The organism is Pseudoduganella danionis (genome assembly GCF_009720775.1).
GTDB lineage: Bacteria > Pseudomonadota > Gammaproteobacteria > Burkholderiales > Burkholderiaceae_D > Rugamonas > Rugamonas danionis.
Map to the genome: position 1 here is coordinate 1 of NZ_WNKW01000012.1, position 15721 is coordinate 15721.

Annotated in this window: 17 protein-coding genes; 10 read left to right on the plus strand and 7 right to left on the minus strand. The window is 60.3% G+C overall.

What is annotated here, in order from left to right:
- Both mreC and GM655_RS21795 read right to left on the minus strand, forming a co-directional pair.
- Positions 1 to 1124, minus strand: a 1124-nt coding sequence (mreC, locus tag GM655_RS21790) for a rod shape-determining protein MreC (protein ID WP_155436774.1), incomplete at its 3' end; no start/stop codon positions are given.
- Between the two features lie 91 nt (positions 1125 to 1215).
- Positions 1216 to 2259 (minus strand): rod shape-determining protein, encoded by a 1044-nt coding sequence (locus GM655_RS21795; RefSeq protein ID WP_155436775.1) that lies wholly within the window; start codon positions 2257 to 2259, stop codon positions 1216 to 1218.
- A gap of 284 nt (positions 2260 to 2543) precedes the next feature.
- On the opposite strand from GM655_RS21795, the gene gatC reads away from it, so the two are divergent.
- From gatC to gatB, 3 genes are all read left to right on the plus strand, one after another.
- Complete coding sequence (gatC, locus tag GM655_RS21800; RefSeq protein ID WP_155436776.1) at positions 2544 to 2846, plus strand: Asp-tRNA(Asn)/Glu-tRNA(Gln) amidotransferase subunit GatC; 303 nt, start codon at positions 2544 to 2546, stop codon at positions 2844 to 2846.
- A gap of 67 nt (positions 2847 to 2913) precedes the next feature.
- Positions 2914 to 4398: an Asp-tRNA(Asn)/Glu-tRNA(Gln) amidotransferase subunit GatA gene (gene gatA / locus GM655_RS21805; protein ID WP_155436777.1), complete on the plus strand. Its 1485-nt coding sequence runs from the start codon at positions 2914 to 2916 to the stop codon at positions 4396 to 4398.
- A 54-nt stretch (positions 4399 to 4452) separates the two neighbouring features.
- Entirely contained in the window at positions 4453 to 5913 is a 1461-nt protein-coding gene (gatB, locus tag GM655_RS21810) for an Asp-tRNA(Asn)/Glu-tRNA(Gln) amidotransferase subunit GatB (RefSeq protein WP_155436778.1), read from the plus strand.
- A 100-nt stretch (positions 5914 to 6013) separates the two neighbouring features.
- Here the strand turns inward: gatB and GM655_RS21815 are convergent, their stop codons facing one another.
- The 3 genes from GM655_RS21815 to GM655_RS21825 are packed head-to-tail and all read right to left on the minus strand — an operon-like array spanning position 6014 to position 8055.
- A complete protein-coding gene (locus tag GM655_RS21815) occupies positions 6014 to 6712 on the minus strand; it encodes a hypothetical protein (RefSeq protein ID WP_155436779.1) in 699 nt (232 codons plus the stop codon).
- Positions 6713 to 6716: 4 nt separating this feature from the next.
- Positions 6717 to 7469, minus strand: coding sequence for a MipA/OmpV family protein (locus GM655_RS21820; RefSeq protein ID WP_155436780.1), 753 nt, complete (start codon positions 7467 to 7469; stop codon positions 6717 to 6719).
- A gap of 7 nt (positions 7470 to 7476) precedes the next feature.
- Positions 7477 to 8055 (minus strand): porin family protein, encoded by a 579-nt coding sequence (locus GM655_RS21825; protein ID WP_155436781.1) that lies wholly within the window; start codon positions 8053 to 8055, stop codon positions 7477 to 7479.
- Between the two features lie 193 nt (positions 8056 to 8248).
- Between GM655_RS21825 and GM655_RS21830 the strand changes: the two genes are divergently transcribed.
- The 6 genes from GM655_RS21830 to GM655_RS21855 all read left to right on the plus strand — a co-directional run bounded on the left by GM655_RS21830 (position 8249) and on the right by GM655_RS21855 (position 13125).
- Positions 8249 to 8926: a response regulator gene (locus GM655_RS21830; RefSeq protein WP_155436782.1), complete on the plus strand. Its 678-nt coding sequence runs from the start codon at positions 8249 to 8251 to the stop codon at positions 8924 to 8926.
- Positions 8923 to 10218, plus strand: a complete 1296-nt coding sequence (locus GM655_RS21835; RefSeq protein WP_155436783.1) for an ATP-binding protein — start codon at positions 8923 to 8925, stop codon at positions 10216 to 10218. Before GM655_RS21830 ends, GM655_RS21835 begins: the two co-directional genes overlap by 4 nt.
- 113 nt (positions 10219 to 10331) lie before the next feature.
- Positions 10332 to 10703: a BlaI/MecI/CopY family transcriptional regulator gene (locus GM655_RS21840; RefSeq protein ID WP_155436784.1), complete on the plus strand. Its 372-nt coding sequence runs from the start codon at positions 10332 to 10334 to the stop codon at positions 10701 to 10703.
- Positions 10700 to 11962, plus strand: a complete 1263-nt coding sequence (locus tag GM655_RS21845; protein ID WP_155436785.1) for a M56 family metallopeptidase — start codon at positions 10700 to 10702, stop codon at positions 11960 to 11962. The genes GM655_RS21840 and GM655_RS21845 overlap by 4 nt, the downstream gene beginning before the upstream one ends.
- Before the next feature lie 100 nt (positions 11963 to 12062).
- On the plus strand, positions 12063 to 12431 hold the full coding sequence (locus tag GM655_RS21850) for a glyoxalase superfamily protein (protein ID WP_155436786.1): 369 nt from the start codon (positions 12063 to 12065) through the stop codon (positions 12429 to 12431).
- A gap of 214 nt (positions 12432 to 12645) precedes the next feature.
- Positions 12646 to 13125 (plus strand): hypothetical protein, encoded by a 480-nt coding sequence (locus GM655_RS21855; RefSeq protein WP_155436787.1) that lies wholly within the window; start codon positions 12646 to 12648, stop codon positions 13123 to 13125.
- A gap of 180 nt (positions 13126 to 13305) precedes the next feature.
- Here GM655_RS21855 and GM655_RS21860 read toward each other — a convergent pair whose 3' ends face one another.
- Together GM655_RS21860 and pyrE are read right to left on the minus strand one after the other, a co-directional pair.
- Positions 13306 to 14163: an alpha/beta fold hydrolase gene (locus GM655_RS21860; RefSeq protein WP_229632693.1), complete on the minus strand. Its 858-nt coding sequence runs from the start codon at positions 14161 to 14163 to the stop codon at positions 13306 to 13308.
- A 10-nt stretch (positions 14164 to 14173) separates the two neighbouring features.
- Positions 14174 to 14839: an orotate phosphoribosyltransferase gene (gene pyrE, locus GM655_RS21865; RefSeq protein ID WP_155436788.1), complete on the minus strand. Its 666-nt coding sequence runs from the start codon at positions 14837 to 14839 to the stop codon at positions 14174 to 14176.
- Positions 14840 to 14945: 106 nt separating this feature from the next.
- On the opposite strand from pyrE, the gene GM655_RS21870 reads away from it, so the two are divergent.
- Positions 14946 to 15713 carry an exodeoxyribonuclease III gene (locus GM655_RS21870; protein ID WP_155436789.1) on the plus strand — a complete coding sequence of 256 codons (768 nt, stop codon included), beginning with the start codon at positions 14946 to 14948 and terminating at the stop codon, positions 15711 to 15713.
- Positions 15714 to 15721: the final 8 nt, after the last annotated feature.

Sequence of the window (15721 nt, forward strand, 5' to 3'; positions counted from 1 at the left end):
GGCGCACCGGTCAGCGTGGCGGTGGAGGTGGCCGGCGTGGCCGTCTCCGTCACGCCCGTAGGTGCCGGCGCGGGACGGGTGGCCGGCATCACCGGCATCAGACCAGGTGCGCCATTGCCGTTGGCTGCAGGCGCGGTGCCGGTAGCCGCAGGGGCGGCGCCGGCACCTACGCCGGCGCCGGCCGCCGTAGCAGCGGCATCGGCTTCCTTGACCGGGTCTTTGATCGGCGCCATCTTGTTATTGTGCTTGCGCGGCTGGCGCAGTTCCTCGTCCGGCGGACGGGGTGGCATGTCCGGCACGGACAGCAGCACCAGCAACTGGGCATTGTTGGAGATGCCACCCAGCGGCTGGCAGATCACGCCGCCGAAGGAACCGGCCGCGCTATTTTCCACCTGCGAGACACGCGCCACGGCCAGACCGGCCGGATACACGCCATCCAGACCGGAGGTGACGACGATGTCGCCTACCTGGATATCGGCATTCGGTGCCGTGAAGCGCAGCTCCAGCGTGCCGGCCTTGCCCCGGCCATAGGCCACGCTGCGCAAGCCATTGCGCAGCAACTGCACGGGAATCGCCTGCTCCTTGTCGGTCAGCAGCGTCACTTCGGAAGTAAACGGGAACACCCGCGTCACCTGCCCCACCACGCCCTGATTGTCGATCACGGGCAGGCCCAGCACCAGACCTTGCTGGCTACCGCGGTCGAGAATGATTTTGCGACTGTTGACGTCGCGCGCGTCGTACAGGATTTCTGCCAGCATGGATTTGATGGGCAGATGTTCGCGCGCATCGATCAGACGGCGCAACTGATTGTTTTCAGCCACGCGTTGCTGCGCCTGCTGCAGCAGCAAGGCGCTGGCGATCTGCTGGCGTTTCAGCTCGCGCACCTGCTTTTCCAGGGACGACAGGGACGAGAAATAATCGCCCACGCCATAGAGGGCGTCGCGCGGCATCAGGGCGGCCATCTGCAGGGGATACAGAATGGTGCCGGCGACCTTGCGCACGGTTTGCAGAGTGCGCACACGTGAATCGGCCAGCAGCAGTGCAATCGAAATGCACGCAAACACCATCATCTTCACCCGGGCCGGAGCACCTTGCTTGAAAAGTGGCGGAGGACTGTATTCCATGACTTCCAGTAATCCGGCGCTCGCGCGCCTACGAGACTAACAACTCAGCACCAAAAACCGGGGCCGCTCTGTGCGGCCCCGTCTTATCGGATCATTCGTAGGAGAAGATCGAGCCCAGTTGGTCCATCCGCTCCAGCGCCATGCCGGAGCCGCGTACCACGCAGGTCAGCGGATCTTCCGCCACCAGCACCGGCAAGCCCGTTTCTTCCATCAGCAAGCGATCCAGATCACGCAGCAGTGCACCACCGCCGGTCAGCATCATGCCTTTTTCGGCAATGTCCGCGCCCAGTTCCGGCGGGGTCTGTTCCAGCGCATTCTTCACGGCCGAGACGATGTTGTTCAGCGGGTCGGTCAGTGCTTCCAGAATTTCGTTGGACGAAATCGTGAACGAACGCGGAATACCTTCCGACAGGTTGCGACCTTTGACTTCCATTTCTTTGACTTCGGAGCCAGGGAAGGCGGAGCCGATGGCTTTCTTGATCGCTTCCGCAGTCTGTTCGCCGATCAGCATGCCGTAGTTACGACGGATGTAGTTGACGATGGCTTCGTCGAACTTGTCACCACCCACGCGTACCGAGCCTTTGTAGACCATGCCGCCCAGCGAAATGATGCCCACTTCGGTGGTACCGCCACCGATGTCGACCACCATCGAACCAGTCGCATCCGACACCGGCAGGCCGGCGCCGATGGCCGCGGCCATCGGTTCTTCGATCAGGTAGACCTGCGAGGCACCGGCACCGAGTGCCGATTCGCGGATCACACGGCGTTCCACCTGGGTCGAGCCGCATGGTACGCAGATGATGATGCGTGGCGATGGGCGGAAGAATTTGGAGTCGTGCACCATGCGGATGAACTGCTTGAGCATCTGTTCGGTGACGGTGAAGTCGGCGATCACGCCGTCTTTCATCGGGCGGATGGCCTCGATGTTGCCGGGCACTTTACCCAGCATCTGCTTTGCTTCTTTACCAACGGCCTGGATAGTTTTCTTGCCGTTAGGGCCGCCTTCCTGACGAATCGCGACGACCGAAGGTTCATCCAGGACGATGCCCTGGCCACGTACGTAAATCAAGGTGTTGGCCGTGCCCAAGTCGATGGCCAGATCAGAAGAAATATACCTGCGTAAAAAACCAAACATGTGTGTCCTGTGGCGCCCCTAATGTGCGCGTAATCCGTTAGAAAGAAATCCTGTCATGTAGCGGCGGCAGCAATGATTCAGCGCCGACAACGCATCAACCCGCCATTCTACCTTATAATTTGACTGCGATTTGCCGAATATCCACCCTAAAGTGTATCGGTGAAAGCCGCTGTTTGGGCGGCTGTTCCGTGCTTTTGTCCGTAATTTATCCACATTCGGACTATCAGTCCGGGTTTTTATCATTAAAATAACACAACCTGCGCGGCTAGACCGCGCCATTTGCCATGTCTCTGACCTTATCCGACGTAACCCGCATTGCCAAACTGGCCCAGCTTGAGATGAACGAGGCGCAGTCCGCCACCGCGCTGGAACAGCTGAATGGCATCTTCGCGCTGGCCGAGCAGATGCAGGCGGTCGACACCGAAGGCGTCGCTCCGCTCAGCCACCCGCTGGCCGCGCACATGAATAACATCGCCCTGCGCCTGCGCGAAGACATCGCCAGCGAGCCGAATCGCCGCGACGACTATCAGGCCGTGGCGCCAAAAACCCAGGATGGCCTGTATCTGGTACCAAAAGTGATCGAGTAAAGCGGCACAGCCACGCCGGCTGCCCGCTCCGCTACGCTCCGTACACCGATCAAAGATAGAAATCGTCATGCATACCAAAACCGTTAAAGAGTTATCTGCTCTGCTGCAAAGCAAAGCCATCACCGCTACCGAACTGGCCACCCAGTTCCTGGCCCGTATCGAACAGAGCGATCTGAATGCCTTCCTGCACGTGGACCGCGCACTGACGCTGGCGCAGGCAGCCGAAGCCGATGCCCGCATCGCCAATGGCACGGCCACCCCGCTCACGGGTGTACCGATCGCCCACAAGGATATTTTCGTCACGCGCGACTGGCGCTCCACGGCCGGCTCGAAAATGCTGGCCAATTATGTGAGCCCGTTCGACGCCACCGTGGTGGAGAAATTCCGCGCGGCCGGCATGGTCACGCTGGGCAAGCTCAATTGCGACGAATTCGCCATGGGCTCGGCCAATGAAAACTCGGCCTTCGGCGCCGTGAAAAACCCGTGGGACAAGCGCGCCGTTCCGGGCGGCTCCTCGGGTGGCTCGGCCGCTGCCGTGGCCGCCCGTCTGGCACCGGCCGTGACCGGCACCGATACCGGTGGTTCGATCCGCCAGCCGGCCGCTTTCTGCGGCATCACCGGCATCAAGCCGACCTATGGCCGCGTGTCGCGCTTCGGCATGATCGCGTTTGCCTCGTCGCTCGATCAGGGCGGCCCTATGGCCCAGACGGCGGAAGACTGCGCGCTGCTGCTGAATGCCATGGCCGGCTTCGATGAACGCGATTCGACCTCGCTGGCACCGGAACTGGGCGGCGTGGATGAAGACTTTACGCGTGAACTGGGCCAGCCGCTGACGGGCCTGCGCATCGGTGTACCGAAAGAGTATTTTGGCGAAGGTCTGGCCGCCGACGTGGAACAGGCCGTACGTGCCGCACTCGCGCAGTATGAAAAACTCGGCGCCACGCTGGTCGATATTTCGCTGCCGAATACGGCACTGTCGATTCCGGCCTACTACATGATTGCACCGGCTGAAGCCTCGTCCAATCTGTCGCGTTTCGACGGTGTGCGCTACGGCCACCGCGCAGCCGACTACAAGGATCTGGCCGATATGTACCGCAAGACCCGCGCCGAAGGTTTCGGTGCCGAAGTCAAGCGCCGCATCATGGTCGGCACCTATGTGCTGTGCCACGGCTACTACGATGCCTACTACCTGAAGGCGCAGAAAATCCGTCGCCTGATCGCGCAGGATTTCGAAGCCGTGCTGAATGGCCCGAACGCCGTGTGCGACGTCATCATGGGCCCCGTGGCACCAACCGTGGCCTGGGATCTGGGCGACAAGTCGGATGATCCGGTCGCTGCCTATCTGGCCGACATCTTCACCCTGTCGACCAGTCTGGCGGGCCTGCCCGGCATGTCCATCCCTTGCGGTTTCGGTCAGGGCGAGAAGAACGCCAACCGTCCCGTGGGTCTGCAGATCATCGGCAAACACTTCGGCGAAGCCAAGCTGCTCAACGTCGCCCACCAGTACCAGCTGGCGACCGACTGGCACAAGCGCGCGCCGGCCGGCATCTGATCCGGCTGATACTGCGACATACACTACAGCGACACACAATACAGCGAGAAGAATATGGAATGGGAAGTCGTCATCGGTCTTGAGAACCACGTGCAGCTCACGACCGAATCTAAAATTTTCAGCGGTTCGCCGATCAAGTTCGGCGCCGAGGCCAACACCCAGGCTAGCCCGGTGGATCTGGCTTTGCCCGGCGTACTGCCGGTGATGAACAAGCAGGCGGTGGATCGCGCGATCCGCTTCGGTCTGGCCGTGGGCGCCAAAGTGGCGCCGCAATCGGTATTCGCCCGTAAGAACTACTTCTACCCCGATCTGCCGAAAGGCTATCAGATCAGCCAGTTCGAAGACCCTGTGGTGATCGGCGGCGCACTGACTTTCGGCTACGAGAAGGATGGCGAATTCGTCACCAAGACCGTCAACCTGACGCGCGCCCACCTCGAAGAAGATGCCGGCAAATCGCTGCACGAAGACTACGCCGGCATGAGCGGCATCGACCTGAATCGCGCCGGTACGCCGCTGCTGGAAATCGTGTCGGAACCGGAAATCCGCAGCGCGGCCGAAGCTGTGGCCTACGCCAAGGCACTGCACTCGCTGGTGATGTGGCTGGGCGTTTGCGACGGCAATATGCAGGAAGGCTCGTTCCGCTGCGACGTCAACGTTTCTGTGCGCCCTAAAGGCCAGAAGGAATTCGGCACCCGCTGCGAGATCAAGAACCTGAACTCGTTCCGCTTCATCGAAGAAGCCGTGCACGTGGAAGTACGTCGCCAGATCGAACTGATCGAAGACGGCGGCAAGGTGGTGCAGGCCACCCGCCTGTACGATCCGGACCGCAAGGAAACCCGCGAAATGCGCAGCAAGGAAGACGCGCAGGATTACCGCTACTTCCCTGACCCTGATCTGCCACCACTGATCATCTCCGATGCGTGGATAGCACAGGTGAAAGCGTCGATGCCGGAACTGCCGGCCGCCATGCGCGCGCGTTTCATCAGCGAATACGCACTGCCAGAATACGATGCGCTGATTCTGACCGCCTCCAAAGCCATGGCCACCTACTTCGTGGCCGTGGTGGAAAGCGCCGGCAAGGACAACGCCAAGGCTGCTGCCAACTGGCTGATGGGCGATGTGTCGTCCACCCTGAACCGCGAAGGCGTGGACATCGCCGACGCGCCAGTATCGCCGGCCCAGTTGGCCCTGATGATCAAGCGTATCGCTGACGGCACCATCAACAACAAGACTGCCAAGGAACTGTTCGGCGATATGTGGGCGGCTAAGTCGGCCAACGACAATCTGGTTGATGAGCTGATCGAATCGAAAGGCCTGAAACAGATTTCCGATACGGGCGCACTGGAAGCCATCGTCAACGAGGTGATTGCCAACAATGCCAAATCGGTCGAGCAGTACCGCGCCGGCAAGGAAGCGGCCATCAATGCGCTGATCGGTCAGGCCATGAAAGCTTCGCGCGGCAAGGCCAATCCGGCCCAGCTGACGGAACTGCTGAAAGCCAAGCTGGCCGGCTAAGCCAGCCCGCCGTGCCGGCGGCAAGCAAAAAGGGACGCTGCGGCGTCCCTTTTTTTCGTCCGGCCAGCTGCGCGGCTGTGGCTACGCGGCGCCGACCACGCTACTCCAGCAAGGCGGCTATCGCCAACGGCACGCTGCTGCTGACGATGCGGCCGTTTTCGGGATAGGCGGCAAAGCGGTAAGCCACTACGCGGAAGCCGCTCTGCACATCATCGGGAAACGCCGGGCCTTCGCGCACCACCAGCGCCGTACTGGCCCCGCCCGCCGTCTGGAATACCACTTCTGCCGCATCGCTGCGCGGATAGCTGAACTGCACGCCTACGCAGGCCTTGCCTGCCGCAGCACCGGCATACTGCAGATAGGCCAGCATCTGCTCGCAGGCCGTGCGCAGATCTGCCGCCGCATACACGCCATCGGCACGGGTCACGATCGACACCCAGGCGCCGCTGCGGAACTGGCTGGCGTTGCGGTTCAGCGTGAGTTCGGCATTGTCGTCATACGCCGCCTTGGAGAACGGGAACACGGCCCGTCCCAGCGCATCGAGCGTCAGGCTTTGATGGATGTTTTTGCTGTTGAGGCTAAGGCGCAGACCATCCGTGCTGGCGCCCTTTTCGCGCGCACGGATACGGAAGTGATTCTGCAGGAACTGCTTGGGCTTGCCGTATTTTTCAAACCAGATCATCTGGCGATAGGCATCGCGATAGGCGATCCAGTCCTGCACTTCCTGGGCTTCCTGCGTTTTCTGCGCAGAAGCCCACAGTGGCCAGCACAGCAGGATAAAGATCAGGTAGCGGCGCATGGGCTCAGAACCGGTAAGCCAGACCGGTAGACCAGCTGATAAAACTGCGCCGTTCCACTACCGGACTATCGGCTGCAGCCTTGCCTAGCCGCGTGCCACTGAGGCCGCTGTGCAGCAGCCACTGGCGGCTCAAGGCCCAGTTCCAGTCCAGCCCCACGCTGACGGCGCTCAGGCCGGCCTCGGGCCGGTAGTCGCGCGCACCGCCGGCCGCTGCGCTGACTGAGTACAGTTCGCGCATGACGGGTGCCGTGGCCCAGTATGCGCCTGCCGTCAAGGCCAGGCTGTGGTGCGGATCCGGCAGCGTCAAGGCCTTCTGCAGGCCCGCATAGCCACGCAGACCGTGTGCACTGGTGTCGTAAAACACGCTCGATAGCACGCGGGTCTGCTCGCTCAGGTAGTAGTTGAAGAAAACGCCGCCGTCGGCTGTGCCATCCACTGGCCGCGAGCCGCGCAAACGCCAGCTATCCGTGGGCTGGCGTGAATTGCTGGCCGCCAGCAGCGGGCCATATTCCAGCCCCGGTGCATCCGACAGATGCAGACCCACCACACCGCTGGCCGACAAAAACACGCCATTACTCCACTGCACCTGCAACAGCGGGCGCGGTTCTACACGACGCTGCTCGCCGGCTGCCGCAGTGCGCGTCGCTAGCGCCATCCCCACATACATGTCCTTGCTCCCGTCGGGCATCATCGGCTCCGTCGCCTGCGCAGTAACACAGGCCAGCAGCAAAACACTTAGTAGGGACAGCTTGTTCATAATTTCCTTAAAAATCCAGCTTCACGCCCAGCGCAATACGATCCATATTGGCGACCAGGCCATCGCGTTTCAGTTTATCCGTATGCTCGAGCTGCACATCCAGCGCCACGCCTTTCGCGACCTGATAGGCTGCCCCCACACTGAGATAGGCGCCAGTGCGGCTGAACTTCTCTGCCGGCGGCGGATTCTTGCCGCTGATCTCGGCCTTCGCTTCACCGCGCGCTATCCCTATTTTGCCAAACAGCGTCCAGTCCTCGTTCAAGGCCCAGTTGCCGCGCGCCGCCAGATAAGCAGCACTGGTATGCATCTTCATCTGGTAATTCTGCGGCAGCTTAAAGGTGGCAGCACCTGCTTCGCCACGATAGCCGGCTTCCACTGCCCAGTCTTTCGACAGCGCATAGCCGGCATACAGTCCGTAAGGCAGCCCTTTCTTGGACTGGCCCTGTTCCACCTTGGTGGCGCCATCCACGATCTGGATGTTGCCGCGCGTAGCACTGCTCAGATTCGCGCCCAGATAAAAGTCGTCTGCATGGGCCAGCGCACTGGCGGCAAGCATAGGCAAAGCGAGGCATACAAATTTTTTCATGTTCAGTTTCCGGTTGGGTGTAGGAGCTGCCATGGTAGGCAGATGGCCGCGCCAGATCCGCTCCGGACTGTCCTGAAATTGTCCTGAATTTGTAGGCTGCATTTGTATAAAAAGTGTAGACAAGTGTACGAGATTGTCAAAAACGCCACTACCGGTCAGCTCTCCACTACAATAGCCGCAAACTGGAGGTGTGATGCAGCGTCTGATGCTGGTGGAAGACGATGCGCGGCTCGCCGCGCTGATCAAGGAATATCTGGAGGAATACGACTATCAGGTCGATGTGGTCACGCGCGGTGATCAGGCACTCGCACGTTTTCGCCAGCACCAGCCCGACCTCGTCATCCTCGATCTGACTTTGCCCGGCGTCGACGGGCTGGTGATCTGCCGCGAACTACGCCAGCTCACTGCCATCCCCATCCTGATCCTGACCGCGCGCGAAGACAGTTTCGACGAAGTCTCGGGACTGGAACAGGGCGCCGACGACTACGTCAACAAGCCGGTGCAGCCGCGCGTGCTGCTGGCCCGCCTGCGCGCCCTGCAGCGACGCGGCCAGGCGGCAAGCGGCACCGATCTGGTGTTCGGCCAGTTACGCATCTCGAGCGAAAACCGCACGGTGTTCTGGCGCGGTGAGGAAATCGCCATGAATAGCGCCGAGTTCAAACTGTTCGCCATCCTCGCCAAGGCAGCGGGCAAGGTGATGTCGCGTAACGACATTCTGGTGCGCATGCGCGGCATCGAGTTCGACGGACTTGATCGCAGCATCGATAACTGCGTCTCGCGCCTGCGCCGCAAATTCGATGACGGCACGGCGGAGCGCATCAAGACCGTCTGGGGCGAAGGCTATCTGTTCAGCCCATCCGCATGGGAATGAATCGCCTGTTCTGGCGCTTTGCGGCGCTGGTGCTGCTGGCCATTACGCTGGCCACGGGCGCCATCTATATCACCTTCAGCCTGCTGTTTGGCGACCCGCTGGAAGAAATGGCGCGACGTCAGGCAGCCGGCCAGATTTTTCTGCTCGAGCAGTACATCGATCAGGCCGGCGCGGACGAATGGCTGCCACGTCTGAACAAGGTGCGCGAAGTCTCGGCCGCTTCGTTCGAACTGGAGCCGCTCGCTGCGCTGCTGCCGCGCCTATCCGCCCGGCAGCGCCAGCAGCTACTGGACGGCGCCATCATCATCGACGTGGGCGGCAAAGGTTTCTACCGGCGCGTGGACCGCGAAGGCAACCGCTACATCGGCAGCGAGGCGGAACTGATACACGCCAGCCATCTGCCCATCAATATCGCGCAGGCGCTGGGCATGGAAGCTATACGCTTTGCGCTGATCGCCATATTCCTGCTGCTGCCGATAGGCTGGTGGACGCAGCGCCACTGGCGCGGCCTGCTGTCACTATCGCGTATGACGGACGCTTTCGGACAGGGTGATCTGGGCGCACGTGCCGGCCCGCGCCAGCCGTCCAGCATTGCGCCGCTGGCGGCACGTTTTAACCAGATGGCCGACCGCATCAGCCAGTTGCTGGAAGCGCGCCGCGACCTGCTCCGGTCGGTGTCGCATGAACTGCGTACGCCCATCGCACGGCTGGAATTCAGTCTGGAACTGCTGCGCGAGCAGCATGGTGCTGACCATCCTGCCATCCCGCGCCGCCTGAATGCCATGGGCAGCGATGTGGAAGAACTGAAAACGCTGGTCAACGAACTGCTTACCTTGAACCAGCTCGATCACCCGTCTGCACTGCCGGCGCAGACGCTTGCTTTAGCGCCGCTATTGGAAGCCTGCGTCGCGCCGCCCGGCAAGGCTAGCTACAGCCTGCATCTGGCGCCGCAACTGGGGCAGATCCAGGGCCATGCACGGCTGCTGACGAGGGCTGTCAACAATCTGCTGGGGAATGCCGCCAAATACGCTCACAGCCAGTTTTCGCTGAGCGCTGCGCGTGTAGGGGAACAGATTGTTATCCACGTCGATGACGATGGTCCCGGTATTCCTGCCAACGTGCGCGAACGCGTCTTCGAACCCTTCTACCGGCTGGACCGTGAGCAGGATCACGCCAGCAGCGGTTTCGGTCTGGGGCTGGCCATCTGCGCCCAAGCCTTGCAGCTACACGGCGCCAGCATCACCATCAGCGATTCGCCACTGGGTGGCGCCCGCTTCACCATCCTTTTATAGACAATGTTGTCTATATTCGACAACACTGCATGCCGGCCTTCGAATTAAAGTATACATTTTTGTCTAGACAGAATATTCTGATAGCAATTGAGCAAGCTAGAATCGGAACTACCATGAGCATACCCAAACCCACTGCAGCCGAACTGGATCTGCTGCAAGCCCTCTGGCCACTAGGCTCGGCCACGGCCAAGCAGGTGCACGAAGCCATGCTGGCCGACAAACCGGAGTTGGCCTATGGCACCGTGCTGCGGCTTATGCAGATCATGCACACCAAGGGCATCCTGATCCGCGACGAGAGCCAGCGCTCGCACATCTATGCACCAGCACAGGCACAGGATGCATTGCAGACCAATCTGCTCAAGGACCTGATGCAGAAAGCCTTTGCCGGCTCGGCCAAAGCGCTGGTGCTGGCTGCGCTACGTTCCGGCATCTCGAAGAAGGAAAGAGCCGAGATCGAGAAAATCCTCAAGGAGGAATCCAAATGAGTGCACTAACTTTCGCTCTGGGCATGACCTTGCTGCAGTTTCTCTGGCAAGGCCTGCTCATAGGGGTAAGCTGCGCACTGGGGCTTAGTCTTTTGCGTAACGCCCCTGCGGCCTACCGCTACCTGCTCGCCTGTGGCGCTCTGCTGGCTTGTCTGCTCTGGCCTGCGCTAGAGCTTTATGGCCGCATGCAGGGTCAGGCTGCCGTTAGTATCGCCAGCAGCATGCTCGATCTGGCAGGGCATGGGGTGGGCGCCAGCGGCGTGCAATGGAATCCGGCAGGCTGGCTCAGACAATTGGTTGGATTGTGGGCGCTGTGTGCGGCCATGCTGGCGCTACGTATGATGCTGGGGCTGTGGTGGATAGACCGCAGCAGCCGCGCCAGGCTGCCGCAGCACCGTCAGGCACAATTACAGTGGCAGCAGCGCGTAGACCAGTTGTGCGGCCAGTTCGGCATCCGCCGTAAAGTGCAGCTCAAGCTGGCCGAAGATGTGGCCAGTCCTGTCACTGCGGGCTACTGGAAGCCGGTGGTGCTACTGCCCGCCGCACTACTGAGCGGCATGCCACCGGATCTCGTCGAAGCGCTACTGGCGCACGAGTTGGCGCACATCCGCCATCACGACTATCTGATTAATCTGCTGCAGAACCTGATCGAAACGCTGCTGTTCTACCACCCTGCTGTCTGGTGGATTTCGCACCGCATCCGCATCGAACGGGAACTGATGGCGGACGATTTCGCAGCAAGCAAGTTAGGCGAACCGCGGCGTCTGGCCCTTGCTTTATCCGAACTGGAGAAACTCCAGTTCTCCACTCACCGAATGGTCCTTGCGGCCAATGGAGGAAACCTGATGGATCGAATTCAACGCCTATGCCGTCCCGCCCCGCGTGCCTTGAACTGGAAGGCCGCCATCCCCATGCTGGGGGTAGCGCTGGCCTGCCTGACGATATATGTGGAAGCTACTGCAGCCGATCAGCAGGCGCAGCAAGTTACCGCCCCCAAGCTCGAAGCACGCAGCTGCAAAAAGCCTGTCTGGCCCGAGGGTGCCCGTGCGCGCAAGGAGACCGGTACGGTTACGATCAAGTTCGATGTCGATGCCAGCGGCAAGGTGGTGGGCTCCAGCATCGCCCAGTCCAGCGGGTCCAGCGAACTCGATGAAGCCGCGCGCAGTGCTATGTCACTCTGCCAGTTCCAGCCGGGTACCGAGGCCGGCAAGCCAGTGGCCGCAGTGGGTACGATCAAGTACGTTTGGTCGCTAAACTAGCGCTATGCCACTGCATACGCAATCAGGGTGGGCGGACTATGGGCGCTGCTATTTCAGCTAGAATCCTGTAGCACCGCCACCTTCTGCGAGCAGACATACGATGAAAATCCACAGCACCACACCGATACTGCGCATTTTCGATGAAACGAAAGCGCGCGAATTCTATGTCGGCTTCCTCGGTTTCGCGGTGGACTGGGAGCACCGCTTCGAGCCCGGCCTGCCTATCTATCTGCAGGTGACACGTGACGGCTGCACACTGCACCTATCCGAACATCATGGCGATTGCTCGCCCGGTGCCGCCATGCGCATACAGGTTGAAAATATCGAAGAACTGCACGCAGAGCTGAGCGCGAAACAGTACAAATACGCCCGCCCCGCCCTGCACGATACGCCATGGGGCACGCGCGATATGAGCGTGCATGATCCGTTCGGCAATCGCCTGACTTTCACCAGCGCCATCAGCAGCTGAAGGTCCCTCAACAGCCCCACCCTAGCCGAGTATCGGGGTTGCCAAACAAAACTAAAGTCTAAAACGGTCTAGAACGGTCTATTTCGGTCTAATCCGGTCTAGAACTGAGACGGCGCAGTCTAAAACGGTCTAAAAGTTTCCTTCAAAAGTCTAAAACGAACTATTTTCTGATGCACCTGTCCAACTTTTAGACTTTTGAACTGAGGGCAGGATCATGACTTACGCAGCGCTTCAGGCTATCCATCTGCCCTACGAGGTCTACCTCGATCTCGAATTGCATCTGCTGGATACGCGTCCTGACATCAAGCCGGGCGCATTTATTCAGGAATTGGTACAGCACTGGCTGGCATTGGATAAAGAACGTCATGCCGTCCGTACGCAAGGCCAAGCGCTGCGCGGATTTCAGTGGAAGAGTGTCTTTCTTCCAGATGGCACGCGCCTGCGTACCAGCTATCAGCACAATGTGGAATTTGCCACGGTGGTCAGCGAACAAATCGTCGCCGACGATGGGCAAGTGCTGACACCGTCGCAATTCGCCAATCGGCAGGCCAGCGCTCGCAATGCATGGCGCTTTGTGTGGCTACGCCTGCCAGCAGAGGACTATTGGGTACGAGCTGATCAATTCCGCTCACGCGTCGAAACGGGACAGCAACAGCATTCGATGAACCAGCATACGCTAGCCGAAAAAGTCTAAAACATGCCGACGGGAAGTCTAAAACAGTCTAAAAAATCACGAGAACCTGTATTTCTAGACTGTTTTAGACCGTTCTAGACCGTTCTAGACCGTTTTAGACAAAATTAAAAAAAGAGAATACCCACCCTCCGCCTACCGGCCCGCCCAGGCGGGCAAGCCGGTATTTGTTCAGGCGAAAACTTAAGCGGGCAGCGCCATCCACTGCAGGATGTCAGCGAAGATCTGCTCGCGATTGAGCTCGTTGAAATTCTCGTGGTAGTTCTGCGCGTGGCGCTGATAAGTCAGCAGCGCTGGCGGCACCAGCTTCAGCATGGCTTCGCCGGCATCGGCATCGGCCAGTTGATCGGCGCCGGCCACCACGGCAAACAAACGGTGCGACCACGCCGGCATACGTGCCGCCAGCCCTTGCTGGGCATGGGTCAGTGCATTGCCAAAGCGCACCGTGATTTCCGTCGCACGGATGCCGTCGCGTTCATCGGCATGGTGGCGTGCCGTGATAGTGCTATCGTGCGTCAGCATATCGGTCAGCGACGCGAGCGGCACCTTCATGCGCGGCACCAGCGCGCCCAGCACACCGGATAGCGCCAGCAGCACCGGCGACACCTTGATGGCGTTGACGTAATACGGCGAAGACAGGATAAAGCCCTTGATCGCAGCATCGCCGGCAAAGTGGCCCAGTCCCAGATGGGTAGCAATCAGCGCGCCCATGGAATGACCCATCACGTAGATAGGCACATCGGGATAGCTGCGCTTCACCCATTGCAGGAACTGCACGCTATCGTCGAGGAAGACATGGAAGCCGGGGATATCCACGCGGCGCGCATCCTGATGGCCGCACAGATCATAAGCGACGGTCGCGATGCCATGCTGGCGGAAGTACAGCGCCGGCGTGACATAGTCGCCGCCGTGCGCCATGCCACCGTGGATGGCGAGGATGACTGCGCGCGGAGCCGAACCTTCTGGCTCCCAGATATGGATACGGCGCTCGCCCTGCGCGCAACGGAAACTGGTTAGCCGATCTTCGGAATAACGCATCATGTGGCGCGGCTCAGGCGATGCCGTAGCGGGTACGGTAGGCCGCAACAGCATCCTTGTACTGCAGCAGTTGCGGATCAGCGCCAGCGCCATTCAGGTAGCTGAACAGATCATCCAGATTACCGATCGAGATCACCGGAATGTTGTAGGTATTGGCCACTTCCTGCACGGCCGAATTTGGCGACAGTTCGCCATCCTTGCCAGAGCGCTCCATGCGGTCCAGCGCGATCAGCACGGCGCATGGTTCAGCGCCGGCAGCGCGGATCATGTCGACCGACTCGCGTACCGAAGTACCGGCCGAAATCACGTCGTCGATGATCACGACTTTGCCCTGCAGCTTGGCGCCCACGATGGTGCCGCCTTCCCCATGGTCCTTGGCTTCCTTGCGGTTGAACGCGAAGGAAGTGTTGCGGCCTTTGCCAGCCAGCGCCACTGCGGTAGCGGAAGCCAGCGTAATGCCTTTGTAGGCCGGGCCAAACAGCATATCGAATTCCACACCCGAATCGAGCAGGGTCTGGGCATAGAACTGGGCCAGCTGGGCCAGCGTGGCGCCGTCATGGAACAGGCCCGCATTGAAGAAGTAAGGCGACTGGCGGCCGGCCTTGGTGGTGAATTCGCCGAAGCGCAGAACGCCGGTTTTGACGGAGAACGCGATAAAGTCCTGACGTAAGTTATTCATGCTGCCTCATTTCTGCCTAATTGTGATGATGCCCGTATTTTAACGCTACACTATCGCATTCCGAAGAAATCACGCACTTTTTGCGTCTCACTGCACTGAACTGACTATGCCGAAAATTATCTCTGCCAACCTGAATGGCATCCGCTCCGCCGCCACCAAGGGCTTTTTCACCTGGATGGCCGAACAGGACGCCGATTTCGTCTGCGTGCAGGAACTCAAGGCGCAAGCGCCAGATATGCAGCCGGAGTTCCTCAACCCGCAGGGCTACCACGGCCATTTCCACTATGCCGAGAAAAAAGGTTATTCCGGCACGGGCGTGTACAGCAAAGTGGCACCGGACCGCGTGGTGATAGGCTTCGGCGCACCGGAATTCGATGCCGAAGGCCGCTATGTGCGTTGCGATTTCGGTAATCTGACGGTGATCTCCGTCTACTGCCCTTCCGGCTCCTCGGGCCCGGAACGGCAGGAAGCCAAATTCCGCTTCATGGAACTGTTCCTGCCCCACCTGCAGACGCTGCACGCAGAGGGCCGCGAAGTGGTGATCTGCGGTGACTGGAACATCGCCCACAAAGAGATAGACCTGAAGAACTGGAAAGGCAACAAGAAGAATTCCGGCTTCCTGCCGGAAGAGCGTGCGTGGATGACGCGCATCTTCGACGAAGTAGGTTTCGTCGATGTACACCGCGGTCTGGACCCGCGCGAAGAACAGTACACCTGGTGGAGCAACCGCGGTCAAGCATGGGCCAAGAACGTGGGCTGGCGTATCGACTATCAGGTGGCCACGCCCGGCATCGCCGCAACCGCCACCACGGTAGCCATCTACAAGGAGCAGCGCTTCTCCGACCATGCGCCGCTGACCATCACCTACGCCTGATCGCCAAA

What these genes read in the sequence shown, in the direction of transcription:
- GM655_RS21825 (WP_155436781.1), bottom strand. Translation starts at nt 8,055, where the DNA reads ATGAAAAAATTTGTATGCCTCGCTTTGCCTATGCTTGCCGCCAGTGCG.
- GM655_RS21845 (WP_155436785.1), top strand. Translation starts at nt 10,700, where the DNA reads ATGAGTGCACTAACTTTCGCTCTGGGCATGACCTTGCTGCAGTTTCTC.
- GM655_RS21815 (WP_155436779.1), bottom strand. Translation starts at nt 6,712, where the DNA reads ATGCGCCGCTACCTGATCTTTATCCTGCTGTGCTGGCCACTGTGGGCT.
- GM655_RS21795 (WP_155436775.1), bottom strand. Translation starts at nt 2,259, where the DNA reads ATGTTTGGTTTTTTACGCAGGTATATTTCTTCTGATCTGGCCATCGAC.
- GM655_RS21870 (WP_155436789.1), top strand. Translation starts at nt 14,946, where the DNA reads ATGCCGAAAATTATCTCTGCCAACCTGAATGGCATCCGCTCCGCCGCC.
- GM655_RS21835 (WP_155436783.1), top strand. Translation starts at nt 8,923, where the DNA reads ATGAATCGCCTGTTCTGGCGCTTTGCGGCGCTGGTGCTGCTGGCCATT.
- GM655_RS21830 (WP_155436782.1), top strand. Translation starts at nt 8,249, where the DNA reads ATGCAGCGTCTGATGCTGGTGGAAGACGATGCGCGGCTCGCCGCGCTG.
- GM655_RS21855 (WP_155436787.1), top strand. Translation starts at nt 12,646, where the DNA reads ATGACTTACGCAGCGCTTCAGGCTATCCATCTGCCCTACGAGGTCTAC.
- pyrE (WP_155436788.1), bottom strand. Translation starts at nt 14,839, where the DNA reads ATGAATAACTTACGTCAGGACTTTATCGCGTTCTCCGTCAAAACCGGC.
- gatB (WP_155436778.1), top strand. Translation starts at nt 4,453, where the DNA reads ATGGAATGGGAAGTCGTCATCGGTCTTGAGAACCACGTGCAGCTCACG.
- GM655_RS21820 (WP_155436780.1), bottom strand. Translation starts at nt 7,469, where the DNA reads ATGAACAAGCTGTCCCTACTAAGTGTTTTGCTGCTGGCCTGTGTTACT.
- GM655_RS21840 (WP_155436784.1), top strand. Translation starts at nt 10,332, where the DNA reads ATGAGCATACCCAAACCCACTGCAGCCGAACTGGATCTGCTGCAAGCC.
- GM655_RS21860 (WP_229632693.1), bottom strand. Translation starts at nt 14,163, where the DNA reads ATGATGCGTTATTCCGAAGATCGGCTAACCAGTTTCCGTTGCGCGCAG.
- gatA (WP_155436777.1), top strand. Translation starts at nt 2,914, where the DNA reads ATGCATACCAAAACCGTTAAAGAGTTATCTGCTCTGCTGCAAAGCAAA.
- GM655_RS21850 (WP_155436786.1), top strand. Translation starts at nt 12,063, where the DNA reads ATGAAAATCCACAGCACCACACCGATACTGCGCATTTTCGATGAAACG.
- gatC (WP_155436776.1), top strand. Translation starts at nt 2,544, where the DNA reads ATGTCTCTGACCTTATCCGACGTAACCCGCATTGCCAAACTGGCCCAG.